Here is a 22,905-nt window from a genome sequence, read left to right on the forward strand (position 1 = left end):
TCAAGCGGCCGCCCGTTTCACCGCGATGACCCCCGCGTTCCCGTCCGATTGCGCTGGCCCGACCCTCGCCGTTCCGGGCGGAGGAGCCCATTGCGCGGTGCCGCGAGATGCCACTTGTGCACGCGACACGCCGTGGAAAGCGTGCACAAGTGGCATCTCGCAGGGGAGCGAGGACGTCAGTCGAGGTCGAGGCTCCCGAAGTAGGCGGCGAGGAAGACGCCCATGGCGCCCGCGCCGACGATCGCGGCGCGCCTCGACCTGCGGCGCGGCAGGGCGGCCAGCCCGGCGACGAGATTCGCCGCGCTCCAGCCCGCGTTCACGAGCGGCGTCGACAGCCCGCGCCCCGGCGGCGTGGCGAACGGCGAGGGGAACCTCCGCCCCTGCAGCGCCGCGACGCCGTGCGGCACCGCGTTGACGAGCAGCACCCCGGCGAGGGCGCTCCTGGCGATCCGGCCTGCGCGATCGGTGCTGGTCACGACGACTCCTCCTTCAGACGGTCCCCGAAGCCTCCCCCGTCCCCCTCCGCGAGATGCCACTTGGGTACGCGACACGCCGTGGAAAGCGTGCACAAGTGGCATCTCGCGGGAGCCAGGGAAGGGTCAGGCCGGCGCGTGCACCAGCTCCGAGATGCGGCGCTTGCGCGCGTTGAACTCCGGCGCCGTCACGTCGCGCTCGCCGGGCAGGTCGACCGTCACGATCTCGCTGATGTGCCCGGGCACGCCGTGCGAGGCGCCGCCGGTCATCACCACGACGCGGTCGGCGAGGTAGACCGCCTCCTCGATCGAGTGCGTCACGAACAGCACGGTGGTGCCCGTCTCGCGGTGGATCCGCTTGAGTTCGACCTGCAGGTCGGAGCGGGTGAGCGCGTCGAGCGCGCCGAACGGCTCGTCCATCAGCAGCACCGACGGCTCGTTCGCGAGCACCCGCGCGATCGCGACCCGCTGCTGCATGCCGCCGGACAGCTCGCCCGGGAAGCGATCGGCGAAGCGGGTGAGCCCCACCGCCTCGATGAAGCGGTCGGTCACCTCGGCGGCCGCGGCCTTCGGCAGCTTCTTGCGCCGCGGACCGTACGCGACGTTCTCGCGCACGCTCAGCCACGGGAACAACCCGTAGTCCTGGAACACGACGCCGCGGTCCGGGCCGGGCGCCGAGACGGCCCGGCCGCCGACCTCGACGACGCCCTCCGTCGCCTCCTCGAAGCCGGCGAGGATGCGCAGCAGCGTCGACTTGCCGCAGCCGCTCGCGCCGACCACGGCGACGAACTCGCCCGAGCGGACGTCGAGCGAGACGTCGGCCATGGCGAGCACGCCGCCGCCGGCGGTGTCGTAGCGCTTCGCCAGATCGAGCACGTGGACGCCTGCGGTGCGGGCCGGAGCGGTGCCCGGAGCGACGGGGCCGGGGGCGGGGGCGGAGAGCGTCATCGGGTCCTCACTTGACGAGCGGCCGGCGGCCGAAGAGCACGCGGAACAGGAGCAGGAGCAGCCGGTCGGAGGCGAAGCCCGCGATCGCGATGCAGATCATCCCGACCACGATCAGGTCGGTGCGCACCACGTCGCGCGCGAGGAAGATCGTCGAGCCGAGGCCCGTGCTCACGCCCGTCGTCTCGCTGAGCACCAGCACGACCCAGGCGAGGCCGAGGCCGATGCGCATGCCGTTCACGATCGCGGCGGCGGAGGCCGGCAGCACGACGCGGACGAGCACGCCCGCCCGCGAGGTGCCCAGCATCCGCGCCGCCTCGATCAGCCGCGGCGGCACCTGGCGCGCCCCACTGATCGTGCCGAGCACGATCGGGAAGAACGCCGACAGCGTGATCAGGAAGATCGACGCCTGGTCGCCGTAGCCGATCAGCAGCGCGACCAGCGGCACCCAGGCCGTCGCCGGCACCGGCCGGAACAGGTTGATGAACGGATCGAACAGCGAGTTCACGGTGTAGTAGCGGCCCATCAGCACCCCGAGCGGCACCGCGAGCACCGTCGCGAGCGCGAAGCCGCCGAAGACGCGGCCGGCGCTCGCCGCCAGGTCGGTCCAGAGCAGCCCGCTGAACGCGTCGTTCCGCAGGCCCGCGACGGCGTAGTCGATCAGCGAGACCAGCACGTCGCCCGGGTAGGGCAGGAACGCCATCCGGATGCCGAACGGCAGCTCCCACTCGCCCGCCCGCCCGAACTGCCAGAGCAGCAGGAAGAGGATCGGGACGGGCAGGCCCAGCAGGAAGGTCGTCCAGCCGCTGCGCCCGGGGCGGCGCCGGCGCCGGACGGTCGACAGCCGCTCGGTGGCGGTCGCCGCCTCGGCAGGGCGGGTCGTGGTGGTCATCGGCCGACCGCTCAGGCCGCCGGCGCGAACGTCGTGTCGACGACGTCCTCGATCGCGGGCGCGGAGTCGATGAAGCCCAGCTCCTGCATCTGCGTCGCGAGCGCCCCGAGCTGGCCCTGGTACTCCTCGCTGAGGTCGGAGCGGAGCCAGAAGTTCTCCAGCGCCGACTCCAGCACCTCCTGGTCGCCGCCGAACTCGGCGATCATGTCCGGCAGCCACTCGTCGACGCTGTCGGCCATGTAGGCGGTCGTCGCGGCGTGGGTGTCGACGACCTTCTGCACGACCTCAGGCTGCTCCTCGATCATCGCGCCGGTGGTGACCAGGCCGATGTTCACCCGGCCGATCGGCGTCGCGTAGGGGTCGGCGATCTCGGTGCCGCCGGCCGCCTCCGCGATCGAGACGCCGATCTCCACGCCGAAGAACGCGTCGATCGAGCCGCTGGTGAACGCGGAGGCCATCTCGGGCACCGGGATCGTGATCAGCTCGAGGTCGTCGTCGGTGAGCTCCGCCTGGTCGAGGTAGTAGCGCAGCGCGACCTCCTGTGCGCTGCCCTGGATGTAGCCGACCTTCTTGCCGGCCAGGTCCTCGACGGAGGAGATGCCCTCGCCGCCGAGGAAGCCCGAGCCGCCGTCCGCGGCGGACGCGACGATCTTCAGGTCCCGGTCCTGGGCGATCGAGGCGATGGTCGGGGTGACGCCGGAGATCGCGAAGTCGATCGTCCCGGCGACCAGCGCGTCGCTGAGCGCGGGCGTGGTGTCGAGGGTGATCACCTCGAACTCGACGCCCTCCTCGGCGAACTTCTCGTAGAGGAACGGCTGGTAGAAGTGCGGCTGGCCGCGGAGGGTGCCGACGGTGACGGTGACCGTGTCGCCGCCGCCGTCCGAGGCGGCGTCGCTCGCTCCGGAGCAGGCGACGAGCGAGAGGGTGGCGGCGAGCGCCGCGCCGAGGGCGAGGGCGCGGCGGGCGGTGCGGGTGGACGGCCGGGACAGGGGCATGCGGGCTCCATCGGTGAGGGGTGTCCCCCCACTCAACCGCGCCCAGATGCTGTGCGATTTCTGAGAAGTTTCCGACGTGTTAAGTCCCTCTGTCCCCCTCCGCGAGATGCCACTTGTGCACGCGACACGCCGACGAAAGCGTGCACAAGTGGCATCTCGCGGGAGGGGACGCCCGCCTACGCCGCGAGGAAGCGGTCCGCCGTGCGGAGCGCGAGCGCGACCGTCAGCAGCGCCGGGTTGGCGATGACCGCGCTCGGGAAGACCGAGTTGTCGCAGACGAACAGGTTCGGCACGTCGAAGCTGCGGCCGTCGCCGTCGACGACCGCGTCGCACGGGTCGGTGCCCATCCGGCAGGTGCCGAGCGTGTGCGCCGTGCGGGCGATCACCCTGGTGCTGCGCGCGCCCGCCGCCTCGACGATCGCGGTCATCGTCCGGATCGCGTGCGTGTCGATCGCCTCCTCGTTCGAGCCCGGCGAGAAGGTGATCCGCGCCTTCGGCACCCCGTGCTCGTCGAGCTCGTCGGTCAGCACGAGCCGGTTGTCGTCCGAGGGCAGGCACTCCGCGTTGATGCCGACGCCGGCCAGGAAGCGGTAGTCGTCCAGCGCCTGCATCAGCGACGGCCCCCACAGCCCGGCGCCGCGCACGAACGAGGTCGCCTGGGTGAGCGGCATGGTGCCGAGGCTCTGGATCAGGTAGCCGCCGGCGAAGTCCGCATCGGCCGGGCGCACCGTGTCCTCGGTGATGACGGAGGAGGGGTAGCCGCGGTAGCCGCGCATCTCCTCGTCGAAGGTGCCCCAGACCTGGGTGGCGCCGTGCGCGAGGAAGTTGCGGCCGACCAGCCCGCTGCTGTTCGCGACGCCGGTGTGCAGGAGCAGCCGCGGCGTCTCGACCCCGCCCGCGCAGAGGAACAGGGCGGAGCAGCGCTGCCGGTGCTCGACCCCGTCCGCGGTGTAGAGGACGGCGCTGACCTTCCCGGCCGCGTCGAGCTCGATCCCGTGCACGAAGGACTCCGCGCGGATCTCGGCGCCGTCGCGCACCGCGAGCGGCAGGTAGGAGGTGTCCATGCTCCCCTTGGCGCCGGTGCGGCAGCCCTGGTGGCACTGCCCGCAGTTGCGGCAGGAGGCGCGCTCGCCGTGCGCCTCCTGGTCGCGCCCGGCACTGAGGACGGCCGCGGGGGCGTCAGTGGCGCGGATGCCGAGGGCCGCGCAGCCGCGCAGCATCATGTCGGCGGAGGCGTTTCGGTCCACCGGTGCCTGAAGGTAGCGGCGCGAGGGGTCCCACGGGTAGTCGGCCGGCCCGGAGACGCCGATCGTCGCCTCCGCCCGCTCCAGGTAGGGCACGAGCTCGGCGTGCGTCACGGGCCAGTCGCGGCCGAGGCCGGACTCGGTCCGCAGCAGCAGGTCGCGCGGGTCGGGGCGCGGGGTGAAGGCGCCCCAGTGCAGGGTCGAGCCGCCCACGCCGCGGCCGCTGTTGTTCGGACCGAAGGCGGTGGGCGTGCTGCCGCCGCTGAGGCGCTCCTCCATCCAGTTGATCTCGGTCGCCTCGGTCTCGTCGGCCGTGAAGGTCAGCGGATCGAAGAACGGTCCGGCCTCCAGCGCGACGACCCGGAGGCCGCGCGCGGCGAGGGTCGCCAGGATCGGGGCGCCCCCGGCTCCGGTGCCGATCACGACGGCGTCGACGACCTCGTCGGGGGAGTAGCGGCGCATGCCGGTGATGTTCATCGGGGGGTCCTCGTGCTGTTCTGCGGGGTGTCGGGCTCGCCGGCGCTGAGCTCCCGGGTGCCGGGCTCCCAGGTGTCGTGCGCGTCGGCGCCGAGGGCGGTGAAGCCCAGGAGCGGGAGGACGTCGCCGCCCGTGGCGTAGCCGTCGAAGCCGATGCGCGCGAGGCTCGCGGGGTGCGCGAGCCACTGCCGGACCAGGTCGTTGCGGCAGTCCTCGAACCACGCCTTCGCCTGCTCCGCGCTGAACGCGCCGAGCGGCTCGGTGCCGAGCGCCTCGAGCCGCGCGTCCTGCTCCTCGGGGGAGAGGCGGTCGAACCCGGCGAGCGCGTCGAGGCCGAGGCGGTAGGCCTCGGGGTCGCTCGGCAGGTCGGCGTTGCGCCAGCCGTCGCCGCGGCCGGCTGCGAGCTGGGCGTCGACGCGGGCGGCGAGGTCGATCCGGCCGGGGGCGGCGCTCTCCCCGCTGTCCTGAGGGACCACCCGGTCCGCGACGGCGCGCAGCGTCGTCAGCTGGGCGGGAGTGAGCGCCTTCGGCGCGTACGCCGGGTCGTCCGCGAGCAGGCGCTCGGCGAAGAGCGCGCGGATCCGGGAGGTGGTGCGGCTGGAGCGGATCGTCTCCGCGACGTCGGCGGGCACGGCCGGTCCGGTGCCGGCCTCGTCGGTCCAGAAGGCGCGGATCGCCGCGGCGACCTCGACCGGCCGCTCGATCGGCAGCAGATGTCCGGCGCCGGGCAGCTCGAGGAGGCGGGCGCGCGGGTAGCTGCGGGCGTTGGTCGCGCGCTGGCCGTCGGCGCCGAGGTCGCCGTCCTCGCCGCCCGCGATCAGCAGCGCGGGCAGGCCGGAGAGCAGATCGGCGACGTCCGTGCGGTCCTCGCGGCTGCCGGTCTCCAGCCAGTCGCGCCAGGCGGCGGGGGAGGAGCGGAGCAGGTCGGCGAGCGCCTGCCGGTCCTCGGCGGCGGGCAGGGCGGCGCCGATGTTCTGCTCGAGGAAGGTGCGCGCGTGCTCCTCGTCGAGGGGGCCGTCGGCGACCCAGCCGAGCATCTCGCTCCGCTTCTCCTCGGGCATCGGCTCGGGCGAGAGCGGCGAGCCGGCCAGCAGCACGACTCCGGCGAGCCCGAACAGCCCGGATCGGCCGGACAGCGTGCGCGCGGCGACCAGCGAGGCGACCTTGCCGCCCATGCTGTGCCCGACGAGCAGCCAGCGCGAGGCGCCGTGCTCGCGGATCGCGCGGATCACGGCGGTCGTCATCGCCTCGAGCGAGACGTCCTCGGCGTCGCGCGCGTCGCCGTAGCCGGGCAGATCGATCGCCACGACGTCCGCCGCGTCGGCGAGCTCGCGGGCGAGCGGATCGAAGAGGCGGCCGCTGAGGCCGAGCCCGTGCAGGGCGAAGATCGTCGGCCGGCTCGCGGTCGTGGGCATGCAGGTCCTGTCGCATCGGGGAGGCGCCCGAGCGGCGGCATCCGGCCTCCATGCGACCACAGCGCGGCAACCCGCGTTGCCACTTGCGGCAGACCCGCGTTCATGCCAGCGACGGTGGTGCACCACGACGCCGACATATGCGATCGTTGATATGCTCGCCGCATGCGCACGGAGACCGGAGACCTGCTGATCGAAGCGCGATCGCGGGCCGGACTGCATCAGAGCGAGATGGCGGAGCGAGCCGGAGTTGCTCAGAGCATGATCAGCGCCTACGAGAGAGGCGCGCGAGAGCCGACCCTCCCGACGCTGCGCCGTCTCCTCTCGGCTGCAGGCTTCACCCTCGACCTCTCGCTCGAGCGGAGCGCCGCATCGGCCTCGGCGCTCTCGGGGCCTGTCGGGCGGCAGGTCCTGCGCCACCGTGCCGAGCTCCGCCGGGCGCTGCGTCGTCGCGGCGTCGCCGATGCGCGGATCTTCGGATCCACTGCCCGCGGAGACGACCGCCCGGACAGTGACCTCGATCTCCTCGTGACGATCCCAGCCGGTCTCGGCGTCCTCGGTCTGGCAGGCCTCGAGCGCGAGCTCGGCGACATCCTCGGCGCTCCCGTCGACCTCGTCCCCGAGCAGGGGCTCAAGGAGCACGTGCGCCGCGACATCGAGCCGGACCTGATGCCGCTGTGAGCAGGCTCATGCTGATCGAGTAGCCCGCGCAGCGGGCGTATCGAGATCGACCAGCGTCAGAAGGCGAGTCTGCAGACCTGCTCTGCTGAGGGCGTGGGTCTCGATACGCCCCTCCGGGGCTACTCGACCAGCAGGGCTGCGTGCCTTCGCGTCCTCACGCTCGCGCTCACGCGCCCTCACCGAGCGGGAAGACCAGCAGCGTCGACGTGGCCGTCGCGACCAGGCGCCCCTGCGCGTCGGTCACCCTCGCCTCGGCGAACGCCACCCGGCGGCCCGGCTTCACGACCGTGCCGACGGCGAGCAGCTCGCCGCTGTCCTGGTGCAGCCCGCGGAGGTAGCTGACGGTGAGGTCGAGCGAGGTGTAGCCGACGCCGACCGGCAGCGTCGACTGCACCGCGCAGCCCGCCGCCGAGTCGAGCACCGTGCAGACGAAGCCGCCGTGCACCCGCCCGATCGGGTTGTAGTGCGATTCGTCCGGCGAGCAGCGGAACTCCACCCGGCCCTCGTCGACCGCGCCGAGCTCCATGTTCATCAGCGTGATGATCGGCGGCGGCGGGATCGTCCCGTCCTTCATCGCCCGCAGGTAGTCCAGCCCGCTCATCCGCATCGCCGCGGCCGCCCCGGCCATCGGATCGTGCCAGTTCACCGTCTTGCTGCGCAGCTCGTCCATGCCCACTCCCTCGTGAAGACTCCGGCGGCGACCACCGGCCGCGCTCGCACCCTACGCGCGTCGGTCGTCGGCGCGTCGGCGCAGCGTCTCGAGGAGGGCGGCCGGAGTCTCCGGGTCGCTCAGGCTGATCGCGAACTCGTCCCCGCGGGTGGTGGTCACCACGAGCCCGGGCCCGGCGTGGAGGAGGAGGGCCGAGCGGCCGGGCGACCACCGGTAGCCCCAGCCGCCCCACTCCGACGGCCGCAGCGCGGCGGTGCTCACCGAGGCCATCGACGCCAGCGGGATCCGCCGCAGCGGGATCCCGAGCGCCTTCGACACCACGCGCAGCCCGCGGCGGTCGGCCGTGACGCGCAGCCGGGTGAAGCCGAGCATCACGACCGCGCTCGCCCCGAGCACGATCGCCATCGCGATCGCCGGTCCCGTGTCGCCCGTCGCGAGCAGCCCCGGGACGGCGGCCGCCGCGATGAGCAGCAGCACCACTCCCGTGACGGCGAACACCCGGCCGGTGACGGTGTGCGACCAGGCGCCGGTCTCCTCGGCGCCGAGCGGGAGCCGGTCGGTGGCGACCCGCGGCGCGTGCCGGGTGGGCGGCGCGATCAGCGCCGGCGCCACGGCGAACAGTCCGCCGCCGAGGAGTGCGAGAAGCCAGGCGCCGAGCACGGCCTCCTCCGCCGACCCCGCGGCGAGCGTCGTGCCGACCGAGGTCGCCCAGCCGCCGGCACCGAGACCGGCGACGAGGCCGAGTCCGCCGAGCAGGAGGCGCGGGGCGCGGCCGAACACCGCGGCGACGAGTCCGGCGACGGCGGGGACGCCCGCCAGCAGCAGCGCGACACCGAGGAGGACCGCGACCGGCTGCGACTCGTCCGCGGCGCCGGTGCTCGACCAGTGCGAGGCGAGCACGGGCGGGAGCCGATCGCCGAGGACGGCCCGGGAGACGAGGATCGCCGCGGCGGGGAGCAGCAGCGACGCGGCGGCGACGAGCGCGCGCGGGCTGCGGTCGGTGGTGGTGCCGGTGGTGGTCACGGTGCGGTCCTCTCGAGAAGGCGGATGACGTCGGCGCGGCTGATGCCGCTGCGACGGGCCTCGGCGGCGAGCTGCTCGACGAGGGCGGTGACGCGCACGAGGCCGGGGCCGGCCGACTCCGCGATCCAGGCTCCGCGGCCCTGTCGCATCTGCAGGATCCCGTCGTCGCGGAGCGCGGCGTAGGCGCGCAGCACGGTGTGCATGTTGATGCCGAGGGAGTCGGCCAGCTCGCGCGCCGGCGGCAGGCGGTCGCCCGCCGAGAGCTCGCCCGCCGCCACGGCGGCGCGGACCTGTGCCTCGAGCTGATCGGCCAGCGAGCGCGGCGAGGAGTGGTCGACGCGCAGCAGCATGTTTGCAATATTAGTAGAACAATGCGCGTTCCGTCGAGCGCGCTAGCGTGGAGGGTCCAGCACGGGAGAGGGGACCCCGATGACGACTCCGGTCACCGGTGCGCCGTCCGCGGCCCGGCGCGCGGCCACCCTGCGCCTCGCCGGCCTCTTCGTCGCGGCGGCCGGACTGCTGGACGTCGTGTTCCTCGTCGCCCCGACCGGCTCCGGCTCCCTGCTCGCGGCGCGCGCCGTCGTCCTCCTCGGTGCGGGCCTGCTCGCGGCCGCCGCCTCGGTCCTCGCGCGCGGTGCCGACTCGAAGGGCGGGCTGGTCCGCCCGACCGGAGCGACGGCGCTGATCGTCTTCGCGGTGCTGATCGTGCTGCGGCCGATCGTGAACTGGTCCTCGCCGAGCACGACCGGCTCGACCGCGACACCGGAGATGATCACCGCAGCGACGCTCGTGCTCGTCCTCGCCGTGCTCGCCTTCGCCGCGGGAGTGGTGGGGCTCGTCGCGCTCGCGCGCTCGCGCACGGTCCCGCGGCGGGTGATCGTGACCGCCGCCGTCGCGGTGGCCGTCAACGCGGTCGGCGGGTACGCCGTGTCGGCCCCGCTCCTGGTCACCGCGACGCCGTCGCAGGAGCTGCTGCTCGGCCTCTCGCTCGCCGCCTCGCTCGCCGGAGCGCTGTCGGTCCTCGCGACGGGGATCGTCTGGCTGCTGGCGGCCCGCTCGATCGCCCGCGCGGGCTGACCGGCGCGCCGCCCCTCGGGACGGCAGTGCTCGGGACGACTCCGCTCCGAACGACCCTGCTCAGGACGACAGCGCCAGCGACACCGCCAGCACCACCATCACGACCGCGACCGCACCGTCGAGCACCCGCCAGGCCGTCCGGCTGCGGAACAGCGGGCGCAGCGCCCGCGCTCCGAAGCCCAGCGCCGTGAACCACAGCACGCTGCCCAGCGCCGCGCCCGCGCCGAACCACCAGCGCTCGTCGCCGTGCGTGTTCGCGACGGAGCCGAGCAGCACCACCGTGTCGAGGTACACGTGCGGGTTGAGCAGCGTCAGGGCGAGGCAGGTGCCGATCGCCGTCCGCAGCGAGGTGGAGGCACCGGCCGGGTCGCCCTCCAGTGTCCCGGGGCGCAGTGCGCGCCGCGCGGCGAGCACCGCGTAGGCGAGGAGGAAGGCGATCCCGCCCCAGCGGATGACCACCAGCAGCCACGGCGCCGACTCGAGCACCGCGCCGATCCCGGCGATGCCGAGGATGATCAGCGCCGCATCCGCCAGGGCGCAGATCGCGACGACGGCGAGCACGTGCTCGCGGCGGAGCCCCTGCCGCAGCACGAAGGCGTTCTGTGCGCCGATGGCGATGATGAGCGAGAGGCCGAAGCCGAGGCCGGACACGGCGGCGAGGAGGGGGGACACGACTCCGACGCTAGGGGCGACCGCGTCTGTAGACCAGCTCACGCTCCTTCAGTACCGTAAGCGGAACTGATGGGAACTCGATGCTGACCGACGACCTCGACCTCGCCCGCCTCCGCGCCCTCGCCGCCGCGGTGCGCTTCGGCTCGTTCGACGCCGCCGCGCGCGAGCTGCACGTCACGCCCTCGGCACTCAGCCAGCGGATCAAGGCGCTCGAGTCCGCCGCCGGCCGGGTGCTGCTGGTGCGCTCGCGCCCCGTCGTCGCGACCGAGGCGGGCGCCGGCCTCCTCCGTCTCGCCCGCCAGATCGAGCTGCTCACCGAGGACGCCGTGCGCGCGCTCGACGGCGGTGCGCGCGAGGGCCGCGGACCGGTGACCGTGCCGATGGCAGTCAACGCCGACTCGCTCGCGACCTGGGTCCTGCCCGCGCTCGCGACCGTCCCCGAGGTCGTCGTCGAGCTGCACCGCGAGGACCAGGAGCACACCACCGCGTTCCTCCGCGACGGCACCGTCCTCGCCGCGGTGACGGCCGAGGCGGAGGCGGTGCTCGGCTGCACCGTCGCCCCGCTCGGCGTGATGCGCTACCGGGCGATGGCCGCCCCCGCCTTCGCCGAACGCTGGTTCCCGGAGGGGCCGGACGCGGCGGCGCTCGCCGTCGCCCCCGTCGTCGTCTTCGACGAGAAGGACCGCCTGCAGACCCGCTTCCTCGCCACGGCCGGCGTCGAGGCCCGCCCGCCGCAGCACCGCGTGCCCGGCTCGGCCGACTTCGAGCAGGCCGTGCGCCTGGGCCTCGGCTGGGGCATGCTTCCCGAGCTGCAGGCCCCCGTCGGCGCGCCGGGCCTCGTCCCCCTCGGCGGCGCCCCCGTCGACGTCCCCCTCTACTGGCAGCAGTGGTCCCTGCACACCCCGAGCCTCGACGCGGTCGCCGCCGCCATCACCACCGCCGCCCACGCGACCCTGCGCGTCTGATCCCCGCCGCGAGATGCCACTTGTGCACGCGACACGCCGTGAAAAGCGTGCACAAGTGGCATCTCGCGGAGCCGACGGGGCGGGGGTCAGACGGCGAAGACGTCGCGGAGGGTCACCGTCTCGAGGGAGCGGGCGCGGAGGAGGTCGACCAGCTGCGCGTAGACCGTCGTGACCGGGTCGAAGTTCGCGTGCCCGATCACGATGCGCTGCGGCCGGAACCACTCGTCCGCGAAGCCGAGCAGCTGCTCCGGCGTGATCCGCCCCGAGTCCGAGAGCGAGCCGTACCAGAGCGTCGTCGCCGTGTAGCCGACGGCCGCCGCGGCCGCCCGGCTGCGCGCGTCGGTGTAGCCGAACGGCGGGCGGTAGAAGGGAGCCGCCTCCACCCCGTAGGTCGCGCGGATGAAGTCGCCGTTGCGGCCGAGCTCCTCCTGGATCCCGTCGTCCGAGAGCGAGGTGAGGTCGGCGTGCGACCAGGTGTGGTTCGCGAGCTGCACCTGCCCGCTCGCGACGAGCGGCGCGAGTGCCGGCGCGTTCACGGTCCAGGAGTCGTACTTCCCGTTGAGGAAAAAGGTGAGCCGGGTCCCGGTGTCCTTCGCGAACTGCGCGTAGGCGGCGACGACGTCGGTGTCGGCGCCGTCGTCGACCGTCCACGCCATCAGGTTCCCGTCGCCGGGCAGCTCGGTGATCGTGCCCTCCGGCAGCGGGAAGCGCGCGCGGACCGGCACGGGCGCGGCCGTCGCCGTCGGCACGGGGCGCGGCGGGGGAGTGGGGGTGGGAGTCGTGGTCGCGGCCACCGGCGTCGCGGTCGGCGTGAGCCGCGCGGTGCTCGTGCACCCGGCCAGGCCGACGGCGGCGGAGGCGATCCCCAGCAGCAGCGCACGGCGCCGCAGTGCATCCGGCCTCGAGCCGCTCATGATTCCCCCCGTGGCGACCCGGACCCCCCGGTGCACCGGAGCGACCGTAGCACCGGCGTGTCTTGCAGGGTGCGCGCGTGTCGCCTAAGCTACTCGGGTTGCGTGCATCTGCACGCTCTTGCGCGCTGCCCTCCGGGCGGGACCCCGGTCCTCCTCGACAGGCGGGCGGTGCGCCGACAAGTGACCTTGGGTGGGTCGGGCGAGGCCTCGTGCCGCGCGTGGCCCACGGTACCCACACATGGAGGAAACCATGGCAGCAGTCTGCCAGGTGACCGGAGCCGTTCCCGGCTTCGGACACGCCATCTCGCACTCGCACCGGCGCACCAAGCGCCGCTTCGACCCGAACGTGCAGAAGAAGACGTACTACGTCCCGTCCCTGCGCCGTAACGTCACGCTGACGCTGTCGGCCAAGGGCATCAAGGTCATCGACGCCCGTGGCATCGAGTCCGTCGTGAAGGATGTTCTCGCTCGTGGGGTGAAGATCTAATGGCCAAGCAGCAGGACGTCCGTCCGATCATCAAGCTCCGCTCGACGGCCGGAACCGGTTACACCTACGTGACCAAGAAGAACCGCCGCAACGACCCCGACCGTCTCGTGCTCAAGAAGTACGACCCCGTAGTGCGCAAGCACGTCGACTTCCGCGAGGAGCGCTAAGTATGGCCAAGAAGAGCAAGATCGCCCGCAATGAGCAGCGCAAGGTGGTCGTCGACCGCTACGCCGCCAAGCGCCTCGAGCTGAAGAAGGCCCTCGTCGACCCCGCCGGGACCGACGAGTCCCGCGAGGCCGCCCGCACGGGCCTCCAGAAGCTCCCCCGCAACGCCTCGCCCGTCCGCGTCCGCTCGCGCGACGCCGTCGACGGCCGCCCCCGCGGCAACCTCTCGAAGTTCGGCATCTCGCGTGTCCGCTTCCGTGACATGGCCCACCGCGGCGAGCTGCCCGGCATCACCAAGTCGAGCTGGTAATCGACGCCCGCATTTCTGCGTGAACACCGAAAGGCCCCACGATCTCGCGATCGCGGGGCCTTTCGGTGTTCCCGGGTCGGGGCGTCCCTGCCGCCCCTCCCGCAGTCGGCTACCTGAGGTGGTCGGTTCCCGTAGAGCGTCCTGCGTACGCTGCGCTCAATCGCTTGGCACGCGATTGCGCGATGCGCTCGCGGTTCCCGCTGGCGCTCCTCGTTCCGGACGGTGATCCGACGCGAACGGCTCCTTCGTTCGCTCTCAGGCAGCCGCTCGTGACGGATGGGCGATGCCTCGCACAGGCTGGATGGCCCTCAGCATGCTGATCGAGGAGCCCGCGCAGCGGGCGTATCGAGATCCGGCCTCCGGGCGCCGCGTAAAATGGGCGCATGACAAGCAGCCTTCCGACCGTCGCCGAGATCGCGGCGCTCATCGACCACGCGATCCTCAAGCCCGAGCTGACCCGCACCGAGGTCGACGCGCAGCTCGACGAGGCCCGCGCGGCCGGCGTCTTCAGCGTCTGCGTGCGCCCCTCCGACATCGCGCACGCCGTCCGCCGGCTCGAGGGCTCGGGCGTCCTCGTCGGCACGGTCATCGGCTTCCCGCACGGCACGACCTCCACCGCGGCGAAGGTCGCGGAGTCGACGCAGGCCCTCGCCGACGGTGCGGTCGAGCTCGACATGGTCGTCAACATCGGGCGCCTGCGCAGCGGCCTGCTCGACGACGTCGAGGCCGACATCCGCGCGGTCGTCGAGGCCGCCGAGGGGCACGTCGTCAAGGTCATCCTCGAGACCAGCTACCTCGACGACGAGCAGATCGTCGCCGGCAGCGAGGCCGCCGAGCGTGCGGGCGCCGACTTCGTCAAGACCGCGACCGGCTTCGGCGGCGGCGGCGCGAACGAGCACGACCTGCGCCTGATGCGCGGCGCCGTCTCCGACGCCGTCCAGGTCAAGGCCTCGGGAGGCGTCCGCGACCTCGACACGCTCCTCGCCTTCCGCGAGCTCGGGGTCACCCGCTTCGGCACCAGCGGCTCGGCCGTCATCCTCGGCGACCTGACCGCGCGCCAGTCGGGAGACGCCTCCGCCGCCCGCGTCGACACCGCGTCGTACTGAGCGCCGTGCGCGGGGGAGGGCCGTCCGGTCGGCGCGCGGCGGCGGAGGGCCGGTCCCTCGACGTCGTCGCCAAGGCGCTGAAGGAGCGGGTCTACGCCGCCTTCACCGGGCTCGCCGTCGTGATGATCTACGCCGTCGACGAGCAGGCCGACTCCGCGCACGCCCTGCGCAGCCTCGTCATCGCGATCGTCGGCATCTCCGCCGCCGGCTTCGTCGCCGACGTCATCGCGCACCAGGTCGCCCACGCGGCGACCCCCACCGCGGCCGAGGCGCGCGTCATGCTCCGGATCGCGGGCGGCGCGCTCGCCTCCGCCTCGCTCCCCGTCCTGGTGCTGATCGCCTCGGCGCTCGGCTGGATCGACGACGTGGTCGCGCTGCGGATCGGCGTCGGCGTCTACGTCGCGACCCTCGCCGGCATCGCCCTGATCGCTGTCGTCCGGGCCGGCCTCGGCCTCGCGCAGAGCATCATCGGCCTGCTCGGCCTCGTCGGACTGGGAGCCGCCGTCGTCGGCGTGCTCGCCCTGTCGCACTGAGGGGCCGGCGATCGTGACCGGCACCCGCACCCGCGTCGAGCTCGGCCGCCGGGAGGACCTCGGCGCCGACTGCGCGAACTGCTTCGGCCTCTGCTGCGTCGCCCTCGCGTTCACCCGCTCCGCCGACTTCCCCGTCGACAAGCCGGCCGGCGAGCCGTGCACGAACCTCGACACCGAGGACGCCTGCACGATCCACCGGCGGCTGCGCCCCGAGGGCTTCGCCGGCTGCACCGTCTTCGACTGCTTCGGCGCGGGCCAGAAGGTCTCGATGCAGACGTTCGGCGGCGTCTCCTGGCGCAGCGACGCGGAGGTGCGCGCGCGGATGTTCGCGGTCTTCCCACTGATGCGTCGCCTGCACGAGCTGCTCTGGTACCTCGACGTCGCCCTCGGCCTGCGCGGGATCGACGCCGCCCTGCGGGACGCGGTGCGCGTCCGCTTCGACGCGGTGCACACCCTGACGCTCGCCGACGCCGACGCGATCCTCGCGGCCGACGTCGACGCGGAGTACGGCGCCGCCCGTCCGCTGCTGATCGCGGCGAGCGCAGCCGCGCGGAACGACGGGCCACGGCGGCGGCGGCACGGCCGGCTGCGCCTGCAGCCCGGTGCCGACCTCGTGGCGGCCGCCCTCGAGGACGCCGATCTCCGGGGTGCCGACCTGCGCGGCTCCCTGCTGATCGCCGCGGATCTCCGGAGCGCGGATCTCCGCGGCTGCGACGTCCTCGGCGCCGATCTGCGGGACGCGGATGTGGCGGGGGCCGATCTCTCGACGGCGATCTACCTCACGCAGGCGCAGGTCAGCAGCACCCGCGGCGACGCGCGGACGGCGCTGCCGCCGGACTTCGAGCGCCCGTCGCACTGGGCGGCGAGCAGCGGACGCTGAGGGTCAGCCCTCGACGGTGCCGGCGGCCGAGCCGTCGTCGTCGAGGCCGAGGCCGCCGAGGACCTCGCGGTGGAGCAGGTGCGACCCGTTCCAGTTCTCGATCACGCACTGCGGGAAGGCCTCGAGATCGAGGGCGTCCAGCCAGCTGGCGGCGGCCTCCCGTGCCCAGGACTCGGTGGAGTAGACGCCGAGGATCTCGGTCTCGTCCGCGAACGGCCCGGTGGTCGAGAGCACGTAGTGACCGACGCTCATGGCTGCTCCTTCATCGTCGCGCAGTGGCGCGCATTGACAAGCCTGTCACAAACACGCTCTTGCGGAGAGCCGATGTCGGCGGCTAGGAGATGCTGTCGCGAAGTCGCGCATTCAGGGCCGCGAGGGCGGCGGCGATCTCGACGTCGTCGGCGCCGGGCAGGACCGCGCCGCCCTGCGCGAGGCTGTGCCGGAGGGAGTCGAGCTCGGGGGTGCCGAGGCGGCCGGCGGAGGTGAGCACCTCGAGGGTGGTGAGGACTCCGATGAGCGCGACGGCGTCGTCGACGTCGAGGGGTCGGGCGCAGTTGTTCTCCATGCGCATCTCCAGGGGTTCGGTGCCGCGCGGGGGACGCGGTCTGGGGCGGGTGGGGCGAGCGAGGGGGGCGACCGGCTTCGGGGCCGGAGGCATCGAGACGCCCCGCGGCCGGATCGACCGCGGGGCGTCAGGGGTGCTGCGGGGTGATCAGGCGACGCGCGGCTCGGCCTCGGGGGCGTCGTCCTCGGGGATGTGGACGTCCTGCACGGTGACGTTGATCTCGGCGACGTCCATGCCGACGATCTCGCGGATCGCGCGGCCGACGGCGGAGCGCACGCCCTCCGCGACGTCCTGCAGCGCGGCCGGGTATTCGGCGACGATCGTGACGTCGGCGGCGACCTGGCGCTCGCCGACCTCGACCTTGACGCCCTGGGCGCGGTCGTCGCTGCCGAGCGCGCCGCGGATGGCGCCGAGGGCGCGGGCGGCGCCGTTGCCGAGGGCGTGCACGCCGGGCACCTCGCGGGCCGCGATGCCGGCCACCTTCGCGATGACGCCGTCGTCGATGACCGTGCGTCCGGTCCCGTTCGTCATCGTGGTGTTCGCGGTGCTCTCGGCCATGATCTCCTCTTTCGTCTCGGTGCCCGGTCGGTCGATCGGGCGGTTCAGAGGTAGGACGGAGCGTGCACGGCGAACGTCACGGTGGAGTCCCGGCTGCCCAGGGGACTGCCAGGGTCGGGAGGGAGGCGGGCCTCATCGCGCCGTCTGCTGCGCCAGGAACGCGAGGGTCCGCTCCAGCGCCTCGCGCGCCTCCGGCAGCTCGAGGTGGAACTGGTACTCGTGGCCGAGCTCGCTCTCGTGCCCGTCGCCCCAGAGCAGCGCCGTGACCGGGACGCCGAGCGAGCGCAGCTGCGCCGCGAACGGGCGCGACTGCTGCGCGGTGAGCGGGTCGGCGTTGCCGCCGCTGAGGAACGTCGGCGGGAACCGCGGCGTCACGTGCTCGATCGTCGACATCCACCGGGCGGCGTCGGAGGTCCACCACGCGCGTCGGCCGGTGTACGCCCAGAGGGCGGCGCGCAGCCCGCGGCCGGCGAGACCGGTGGCGCGGGCGAGGGCGGCGAGGTCGAAGACCCCGCAGTGCAGGATCACCGCCCGCACGGCGTCGACGGGCAGGGTCGTCGTGAGCCCGGCCGCGCGGGCGTAGGAGGGGTTCGTGATCGCGGTGGCGAGCTGGCTCGCGAGCTGCGCGCCTGCGGAGTCGCCGGCCAGGACGAGGCGGTCCCGCGCGATCCCGAGGCGGCCGGCGCTGCGGCGCAGGTGCTCGAGTGCGGCGAGGAGCTGCCGCGGCGCGGTCGGGTGCACCGCCTCGGGCCCGCGGCTGTAGTCGAGCGAGACGACGGTGTAGCCGGCCTCGGCGAGCAGGCGCAGGTAGGGATCCACGTCGCGCCGGTGGCCGGAGACCCAGCCGCCGCCGTGGATCCAGACCACGGTCGGGCGCGAGCCGGCGCCCGCGGAGCGGAGGACGTCGGCCGTCGTGGCCGGAGCGTCCGGACGCGCCGGGATCGGCTCGGCGACCCGCTGGATCCCCTCCGGAGCGAACGGCAGCATCGCCGCGGCCGTCCGCCGCGCCTCGCGCTCGAAGACCGCGCGGACCGCCAGGGCAGCGGGCCAGGACGCGGCCCGGATCGGCGTCGCACGCACGGTGCCCCCTCCTCGCGTCGATCGCCCGGCCCCCACCGGCGACGCATCACGAAGGGTACGCACCGCATGTTTCCGCCGTGCGACGGCGCAGGTGGCAGGCTGGACGGGTGACGGACGAGACGAGCGCGCAGGCCGCCCCGGAGACGGCGGCGAGCGCGCCGGCGACCCGCCCGAAGGCCCTCCGCCCGAGGGCGATGCTCGTGCTGGCACTGATCGGCGCGATCGGCGGGGTGCTCTCGGGTGCGTTCGGCGTCGGCGGCGGCATCGTGATGGTGCCGATGCTGATCGCCTGGGCCGGGATGGACCAGCGCCGCGCCTCCGCGACCTCGCTGCTGGCGATCGCGCCGACCGCGGTGGCGGGCGCCTTCGGCTACGCCCTCGGCGGGCAGGTCGCCTGGCTTCCCGCCGCCGTGATCGCCGCGGCCGCGATGATCGGCGCGGTCCTCGGCTCCTGGCTGCTGGCGCGCCTGCCGCTCGGCGTGCTCCGCTGGCTGTTCGTCGCCCTGCTGGTGGCCGCGGCGGTGCGGATGGCGGTGTTCGGCTCGAACGAGACCGGCGACGTCGCCGAGGGCTGGGGCGTCTGGCCCGGCTTCGGCGGGCTGGGCCTGGCGATGGGAGTGGCCTCGGGGCTCTTCGGGATCGGCGGCGGCGCGATCGCCGTGCCCGTGCTCGTCGGCGCGTTCGGTCTCGCCGATCTGCTCGCCAAGGGCACCTCGCTCGCCGCGATGATCCCGACGGCGATCAGCGGCTCGATCGCGAACGCGCGCCGCGGACTGCTCGACGTCCGGGCCGGGCTCGTGGTCGGCCTCTGCGCGACGGGGTTCTCCTTCGCCGGCGTCGCGCTGTCGTTCCTGCTGCCGGCGCGGATCTCGGGCGTGCTGTTCGCCGCGCTGCTGCTCCTCGCGGCACTGCAGCTCGCGCTGAAGGGGCGGCGGAAGCGGTCCTGATGGGCGCTTCGCACCGCTCGCCTCTTGACACCCCGCTGTTGTAAGTGTTCAATCAGTCACATGCCGACCACGACCCCCCGCTCCACCGCAGAAGCTCAGCGCGAGCGGATCACCGCGGCCGCCGTGCACGTCTTCGCGCGCACCGGCTACTCCGCGACCCCGATCACCGAGGTCGCGGCCGAGGCGGGAGTCTCGCCGGCCTACGTCTTCCGGCTCTTCCCGGGCAAGCTCGGCGTCTTCGTCGCCGCGGTCGACCGCTGCTACGAGCTGGTGGCGTCGACGCTCGCCGCGGCGGGGGAGGCCTCGGTCTCGTCGGACCCGGCCGACCGGCTCGAGGCGATGACCCTCGCCTACATCGACCTGATCGCCGACCGCGACCTGATCATGCTGCAGTCGCAGGCGCAGAGTGCGAGCGGGGTGCCGGAGATCCGCGAGGCCGTCCGCCGCGGGATCTCGACGGTCGTCCGCACGGTGAGCGTCGTGTCCGGCGCCGACGGCCCGGCCGTGCAGCGCTTCATCGCCTACGGCCAGCTCTGCCACCTGATCGTGCAGACCGACCTCGGCGGCGTCGACTCCGAGTGGGCGCGCATCGTCTCCGCGGGCATCCGGCACCACGACTGAGCCGTCGCGCAGCCACATGCTGGTCGACTCCTGCTGGTCGACCCATGCTGGTCGAGTAGCCCCGCAGGGGCGTATCGAGACCCACCGTCTTCAGCAGGGCGGACCTGCAGACTCGTCCTCTGACGCTGGTGGATCTCGATACGCCCGCGGCGCGGGCTACTCGATCAGCATGGGGGGCCCGACACTGCATGACCGACTTCTCCATGTCCATAAAAGTGACTGTTCAGTCACTCACACCACCCCTACCCGCAAGGAGCACCCCATGACCACCGCCCTCCCGCGCACCACCACCCGCGTCGTCCTCCCGGGGCTCGTCGAGCCGTCCGGACTGCTCCTCGAGCAGGCGCCGGTCGAGCCGCCCGCGGCCGGCGAGCTGCTCGTCGCCGTCGAGGCCACCGGCATCTCCTTCGCCGAGCAGTCGATGCGCCGCGGCCGCTACTTCGCCCAGCCCGCGTTCCCGTTCACGCCCGGCTACGACCTGGTCGGGCGGGTGCTCGCGGTCGGCCCCGGCGGCGACGCCTCGCTCGAGGGCCGCCGCGTCGCCGCGCTCACCAAGACCGGCGGCTGGACCGGCCACGCCCGGGTCGCCGCGCGCGACTGCGTCCTCGTCCCCGAGGGCGTCGCGCCCGAGGACGCCGAGGCCGTGGTGGTGAACGGAGTGACGGCCTGGCAGATGCTGCACCGCTCGGCCCGGCTCTCCCGCGGCGACACGATCCTCCTGTTCGGAGCGAACGGCGGCGTCGGCGGCCTCGTGCACCGGCTGGCCTCGCTCGAGGGCATCCGGGTGATCGGCGCCGCCTCGCCGCGGCACCACGACGCCCTCCGCGCGGCCGGCGTCGAGCCGGTCGACTACGCCGACCCGGAGCTCGAAGCCCGCGTCCGCGAGCTCGCGCCAGGCGGCGTGCAGGCCGTCTTCGACAACATCGGCGGCGAGACCACCCGCCTGGCCTGGTCGCTGCTCGCGCCCGGCGGCACCCTCGTCGCCTACGCGATCGTCAGCGCGAGCACCGGCAGCATCTGGCCGCCGTTCCTGAAGTAGCTCGCCCGCGTGCAGGCGTACCAGCTGGCGCCGAACGGGAAGCGCGCCGTCTTCTACGACCTCTGGTCCGGGCACTCGCTCCGTCCCGCCCGGTTCCGCGCGCGGCTCGAGGAGGACCTGGGCCGCGTGCTCGCGCTGCTCGCGGACGGCTCGCTCACGGCCAACATCGCCGCGCGCTTCCCGCTGACCGGGATCGTGGCGGCGATGGAGCTCGCGGAGTCGCGGACGCTCGACGGCAAGGTGATCCTGCTGCCCTGATCGCCGCGGCCGGGTAGTCGGCCCTCGAGAGCGTGGAAAAATGGCAGGCGATGTCCTCCCGAGCCGCATGAGCGCCGCCACCTACCTGACCGCCTCGATCCCCCTGCGCCTCGCGAGCGCGGGGATGGTCGTCGCCCTGCCCGTCCTCGCCGTCGAGCGCCTCGACGACGTCGCCCTCGGCGGGCTGCTGACCGGCGCCGCCCTGTTCCCGAGCGTGATCGCGGCTCCGCTGGTCGGCACCGTGCTCGACCGGGTGCGCGCACCGCGTCGGCTGCTGGTCGGCGCGGCGCTGGCCACCGCCGCCTCCTTCGCGCTCGCGTCCTTCCTCGGTGACGCGCCGACGGCGCTGATCGCGCTGCTGCTGGTGATCGCGGGCCTGGCGACCCCGGTCTACATGGGCGGCATGTCGAGCTTCGTGACCAGCGCGATCGCCGACCCGCGCCGCGCCTACGCCCAGGACTCGCTGTCCTACACCGTCGCCTCCATCGGCGGCCCCGCGATCGCCGGGCTGGTGATCGCCGTCGCCTCGGCCCGCTTCGCGATGCTCGCGATGGCGGCCCTCGCGCTCGTCGGTGTCCTCGGCTCGCTCGCCCTGCGGATGGAGGCGCGGCCGACGCCCACCGTCGGCGTCCGGCGCACCATCGCGGCCGGCGTCACGCACCTCGTGCGGCACCGGCCGATCGCGATCGTCACCCTCTCCGGGACGATCAGCCAGATCGGCGGCGGTGCGGCCGGAGTCGCGGCGATCGGCCTGTCGCTCGAGCGGGTGGGCAGCACGGATGCGGCGGCCGGGCTGCTCACCGCGTTCGCCGTCGGCGGGCTGCTCGGCGCGATCGCGGTCGCCGTGCGGCGCTGGACCCACCGCCCGCCGGCCTGGGTGATGGGCGCGGGCTTCGCCGCGACCGGCGTCGCCCTGCTCGCCGCCGCGCCCGACCTCGGGATCGTCGTGGCCCTCGTCGCGTTCGCCGTCGCCGGGGTCTTCACCGCGCCCGCGAACGCCGCGATGCTGCTGCTGCGCGATCAGGAGAGCCCGGCCGCCGTCCGCTCCCAGGTCTTCACCATCGGCGCGGGCCTGCGCGCCGCCGCCGCCGCGGTCGGCGCCGCGCTCGCGGGCGCCGCCTCCGGCCTCGACGCCGGCTGGCTCGTCCTCGGCATCGCCGCCGTCTGGATCGCCTCGGGCCTGCTCCTCACCCTCTTCCCCCGCCCCGCGGGCCCGCGCTGATCCCCACCGCGAGATGCCACTTATGAGCGCGACACGCCGTGAAAAGCGTGCACAAGTGGCATCTCGCGGGGTGGGTCAGGCGGTCAGGCGGCGGCGCCCGAGAGGGTGCCGGTGCTCGGGCCCGCGGGGTCGGTGATCAGGCAGTTGATGACGCGGTCGCCGCCGTCCCAGCTCTCCTGGGTCGGGTAGTAGTAGCTGAAGTCGTACTGCGACTCCTCGTAGCTGAGGCCGACGAAGCCCTCGAACGCGGCCTGGCACTCGGAGTCGGCCTGCTCGGTGGTCGCCGTCTCGCCGGGGTACTCGTCCGCGTCGGCCATCGTGATGTTCTGGAAGACCTCGTAGCTGTGCGCGTCGGAGCACGGCACGGTCGGGACGTCGGTGACCTCGGTCGCGGTCTCGCTCAGCTCGTCGTTCAGGCAGTCGCCGACGCGGAGCTGGAAGACGTCGGTCGTGCCGCCGTCGACGATCTCGCCCGAGGTGTCGTCGCGGGTCTCGCCGCCCATCATGCTGTTGATCCCCGAGCAGCCGGTGAGGCCGAGGGCGAGAGCGGCGGCGGCGGCGAGGACGAGGGCGGAACGGCGGCGGTTCATCGAGGGCTCCAGACAGCGGCGGTGGCGGGGTCGGCTCCAGGGTAGGGGCGGCGAGGGCCGCTCGGGCACCCCCCCTGCGGTGCGGCCCGCTACTCCGATCGCCG

30 protein-coding genes are annotated in these 22,905 nt (G+C 73.8%); 14 read left to right on the top strand and 16 right to left on the bottom strand.

Annotation, left to right across the window (positions count from 1 at the left end):
- Positions 1-176 precede the first annotated feature (176 nt).
- From EDF22_RS00495 to EDF22_RS00520, 6 genes are all read right to left on the bottom strand, one after another.
- Positions 177-476, bottom strand: a complete 300-nt coding sequence (locus EDF22_RS00495; protein ID WP_221180873.1) for a hypothetical protein — start codon at positions 474-476, stop codon at positions 177-179.
- Positions 477-599: 123 nt separating this feature from the next.
- Positions 600-1,421: an ABC transporter ATP-binding protein gene (locus EDF22_RS00500; RefSeq protein ID WP_123701569.1), complete on the bottom strand. Its 822-nt coding sequence runs from the start codon at positions 1,419-1,421 to the stop codon at positions 600-602.
- Between the two features lie 7 nt (positions 1,422-1,428).
- Positions 1,429-2,310: an ABC transporter permease gene (locus EDF22_RS00505; protein WP_123701571.1), complete on the bottom strand. Its 882-nt coding sequence runs from the start codon at positions 2,308-2,310 to the stop codon at positions 1,429-1,431.
- A gap of 11 nt (positions 2,311-2,321) precedes the next feature.
- The gene (locus EDF22_RS00510; protein WP_123701573.1) at positions 2,322-3,305 is read right to left on the bottom strand and encodes an ABC transporter substrate-binding protein; all 984 of its coding nucleotides are present in this window, start codon (positions 3,303-3,305) and stop codon (positions 2,322-2,324) included.
- Between the two features lie 176 nt (positions 3,306-3,481).
- Complete coding sequence (locus tag EDF22_RS00515; protein ID WP_123701575.1) at positions 3,482-5,026, bottom strand: GMC family oxidoreductase; 1,545 nt, start codon at positions 5,024-5,026, stop codon at positions 3,482-3,484.
- Positions 5,023-6,441 (bottom strand): alpha/beta hydrolase, encoded by a 1,419-nt coding sequence (locus tag EDF22_RS00520; RefSeq protein WP_185038639.1) that lies wholly within the window; start codon positions 6,439-6,441, stop codon positions 5,023-5,025. Before EDF22_RS00520 ends, EDF22_RS00515 begins: the two co-directional genes overlap by 4 nt.
- Before the next feature lie 162 nt (positions 6,442-6,603).
- Here EDF22_RS00520 and EDF22_RS20360 point away from each other — a divergent pair, with 162 nt between their 5' ends.
- Complete coding sequence (locus tag EDF22_RS20360; protein ID WP_148059068.1) at positions 6,604-7,119, top strand: XRE family transcriptional regulator; 516 nt, start codon at positions 6,604-6,606, stop codon at positions 7,117-7,119.
- Between the two features lie 166 nt (positions 7,120-7,285).
- Here EDF22_RS20360 and EDF22_RS00525 read toward each other — a convergent pair whose 3' ends face one another.
- Genes EDF22_RS00525 through EDF22_RS00535 form a run of 3 tightly spaced genes read right to left on the bottom strand, consistent with a single transcriptional unit; the run spans position 7,286 to position 9,162 of the window.
- Positions 7,286-7,789: a PaaI family thioesterase gene (locus EDF22_RS00525; protein WP_123701578.1), complete on the bottom strand. Its 504-nt coding sequence runs from the start codon at positions 7,787-7,789 to the stop codon at positions 7,286-7,288.
- Between the two features lie 51 nt (positions 7,790-7,840).
- Positions 7,841-8,812, bottom strand: a complete 972-nt coding sequence (locus EDF22_RS00530) for a hypothetical protein (protein WP_123701580.1) — start codon at positions 8,810-8,812, stop codon at positions 7,841-7,843.
- Entirely contained in the window at positions 8,809-9,162 is a 354-nt protein-coding gene (locus EDF22_RS00535) for a GntR family transcriptional regulator (protein WP_123701582.1), read from the bottom strand. The genes EDF22_RS00530 and EDF22_RS00535 overlap by 4 nt, the downstream gene beginning before the upstream one ends.
- 79 nt (positions 9,163-9,241) lie before the next feature.
- Between EDF22_RS00535 and EDF22_RS00540 the strand changes: the two genes are divergently transcribed.
- Positions 9,242-9,889, top strand: coding sequence for a hypothetical protein (locus tag EDF22_RS00540; protein WP_123701584.1), 648 nt, complete (start codon positions 9,242-9,244; stop codon positions 9,887-9,889).
- 60 nt (positions 9,890-9,949) lie between these two features.
- Here EDF22_RS00540 and EDF22_RS00545 read toward each other — a convergent pair whose 3' ends face one another.
- Positions 9,950-10,561 carry a LysE/ArgO family amino acid transporter gene (locus EDF22_RS00545; RefSeq protein ID WP_208323005.1) on the bottom strand — a complete coding sequence of 204 codons (612 nt, stop codon included), beginning with the start codon at positions 10,559-10,561 and terminating at the stop codon, positions 9,950-9,952.
- Positions 10,562-10,641: 80 nt separating this feature from the next.
- Between EDF22_RS00545 and EDF22_RS00550 the strand changes: the two genes are divergently transcribed.
- Complete coding sequence (locus EDF22_RS00550; RefSeq protein WP_123701588.1) at positions 10,642-11,526, top strand: ArgP/LysG family DNA-binding transcriptional regulator; 885 nt, start codon at positions 10,642-10,644, stop codon at positions 11,524-11,526.
- 86 nt (positions 11,527-11,612) lie between these two features.
- Here EDF22_RS00550 and EDF22_RS00555 read toward each other — a convergent pair whose 3' ends face one another.
- Positions 11,613-12,440 carry a polysaccharide deacetylase family protein gene (locus tag EDF22_RS00555; protein WP_123701590.1) on the bottom strand — a complete coding sequence of 276 codons (828 nt, stop codon included), beginning with the start codon at positions 12,438-12,440 and terminating at the stop codon, positions 11,613-11,615.
- Between the two features lie 250 nt (positions 12,441-12,690).
- On the opposite strand from EDF22_RS00555, the gene rpmB reads away from it, so the two are divergent.
- The 6 genes from rpmB (at position 12,691) to EDF22_RS00585 (ending at position 15,921) form a co-directional block, all read left to right on the top strand.
- Entirely contained in the window at positions 12,691-12,927 is a 237-nt protein-coding gene (gene rpmB, locus EDF22_RS00560) for a 50S ribosomal protein L28 (RefSeq protein ID WP_056038148.1), read from the top strand.
- Positions 12,927-13,094, top strand: coding sequence for a 50S ribosomal protein L33 (gene rpmG, locus EDF22_RS00565; protein ID WP_027692168.1), 168 nt, complete (start codon positions 12,927-12,929; stop codon positions 13,092-13,094). Before rpmB ends, rpmG begins: the two co-directional genes overlap by 1 nt.
- Before the next feature lie 2 nt (positions 13,095-13,096).
- Positions 13,097-13,402 carry a 30S ribosomal protein S14 gene (gene rpsN / locus EDF22_RS00570; protein WP_123444774.1) on the top strand — a complete coding sequence of 102 codons (306 nt, stop codon included), beginning with the start codon at positions 13,097-13,099 and terminating at the stop codon, positions 13,400-13,402.
- Positions 13,403-13,785: 383 nt separating this feature from the next.
- Positions 13,786-14,508 carry a deoxyribose-phosphate aldolase gene (gene deoC, locus EDF22_RS00575; protein ID WP_123701592.1) on the top strand — a complete coding sequence of 241 codons (723 nt, stop codon included), beginning with the start codon at positions 13,786-13,788 and terminating at the stop codon, positions 14,506-14,508.
- A 5-nt stretch (positions 14,509-14,513) separates the two neighbouring features.
- Positions 14,514-15,041, top strand: a complete 528-nt coding sequence (locus EDF22_RS00580; RefSeq protein WP_123701594.1) for a hypothetical protein — start codon at positions 14,514-14,516, stop codon at positions 15,039-15,041.
- Positions 15,042-15,054: 13 nt separating this feature from the next.
- Positions 15,055-15,921, top strand: a complete 867-nt coding sequence (locus EDF22_RS00585; RefSeq protein ID WP_123701596.1) for a pentapeptide repeat-containing protein — start codon at positions 15,055-15,057, stop codon at positions 15,919-15,921.
- Between the two features lie 3 nt (positions 15,922-15,924).
- Here EDF22_RS00585 and EDF22_RS00590 read toward each other — a convergent pair whose 3' ends face one another.
- The 4 genes from EDF22_RS00590 to EDF22_RS00605 all read right to left on the bottom strand — a co-directional run bounded on the left by EDF22_RS00590 (position 15,925) and on the right by EDF22_RS00605 (position 18,124).
- Positions 15,925-16,173, bottom strand: a complete 249-nt coding sequence (locus EDF22_RS00590; protein ID WP_123444778.1) for a hypothetical protein — start codon at positions 16,171-16,173, stop codon at positions 15,925-15,927.
- A gap of 82 nt (positions 16,174-16,255) precedes the next feature.
- The gene (locus EDF22_RS00595) at positions 16,256-16,486 is read right to left on the bottom strand and encodes a hypothetical protein (protein ID WP_123701598.1); all 231 of its coding nucleotides are present in this window, start codon (positions 16,484-16,486) and stop codon (positions 16,256-16,258) included.
- Between the two features lie 147 nt (positions 16,487-16,633).
- On the bottom strand, positions 16,634-17,044 hold the full coding sequence (locus tag EDF22_RS00600; protein ID WP_260301881.1) for an Asp23/Gls24 family envelope stress response protein: 411 nt from the start codon (positions 17,042-17,044) through the stop codon (positions 16,634-16,636).
- A gap of 132 nt (positions 17,045-17,176) precedes the next feature.
- Complete coding sequence (locus EDF22_RS00605) at positions 17,177-18,124, bottom strand: alpha/beta hydrolase (protein ID WP_123701600.1); 948 nt, start codon at positions 18,122-18,124, stop codon at positions 17,177-17,179.
- Positions 18,125-18,231: 107 nt separating this feature from the next.
- Here EDF22_RS00605 and EDF22_RS00610 point away from each other — a divergent pair, with 107 nt between their 5' ends.
- The 5 genes from EDF22_RS00610 to EDF22_RS00625 all read left to right on the top strand — a co-directional run bounded on the left by EDF22_RS00610 (position 18,232) and on the right by EDF22_RS00625 (position 22,211).
- Positions 18,232-19,071, top strand: a complete 840-nt coding sequence (locus EDF22_RS00610; RefSeq protein ID WP_123701602.1) for a sulfite exporter TauE/SafE family protein — start codon at positions 18,232-18,234, stop codon at positions 19,069-19,071.
- A 60-nt stretch (positions 19,072-19,131) separates the two neighbouring features.
- Complete coding sequence (locus EDF22_RS00615) at positions 19,132-19,692, top strand: TetR/AcrR family transcriptional regulator (RefSeq protein WP_123701604.1); 561 nt, start codon at positions 19,132-19,134, stop codon at positions 19,690-19,692.
- 262 nt (positions 19,693-19,954) lie between these two features.
- Positions 19,955-20,731 carry a zinc-binding dehydrogenase gene (locus EDF22_RS00620; protein WP_221180874.1) on the top strand — a complete coding sequence of 259 codons (777 nt, stop codon included), beginning with the start codon at positions 19,955-19,957 and terminating at the stop codon, positions 20,729-20,731.
- Positions 20,732-20,740: 9 nt separating this feature from the next.
- Complete coding sequence (locus tag EDF22_RS21040) at positions 20,741-20,989, top strand: zinc-binding dehydrogenase (protein ID WP_221180875.1); 249 nt, start codon at positions 20,741-20,743, stop codon at positions 20,987-20,989.
- Between the two features lie 40 nt (positions 20,990-21,029).
- Positions 21,030-22,211 carry an MFS transporter gene (locus EDF22_RS00625; RefSeq protein WP_123701606.1) on the top strand — a complete coding sequence of 394 codons (1,182 nt, stop codon included), beginning with the start codon at positions 21,030-21,032 and terminating at the stop codon, positions 22,209-22,211.
- Positions 22,212-22,294: 83 nt separating this feature from the next.
- Here EDF22_RS00625 and EDF22_RS00630 read toward each other — a convergent pair whose 3' ends face one another.
- Positions 22,295-22,801: a septum formation family protein gene (locus tag EDF22_RS00630; protein WP_123444786.1), complete on the bottom strand. Its 507-nt coding sequence runs from the start codon at positions 22,799-22,801 to the stop codon at positions 22,295-22,297.
- Positions 22,802-22,905 lie beyond the last annotated feature (104 nt).

The organism is Rathayibacter sp. PhB127, from assembly GCF_003751665.1.
GTDB classification, from domain to species: domain Bacteria; phylum Actinomycetota; class Actinomycetes; order Actinomycetales; family Microbacteriaceae; genus Rathayibacter; species Rathayibacter festucae.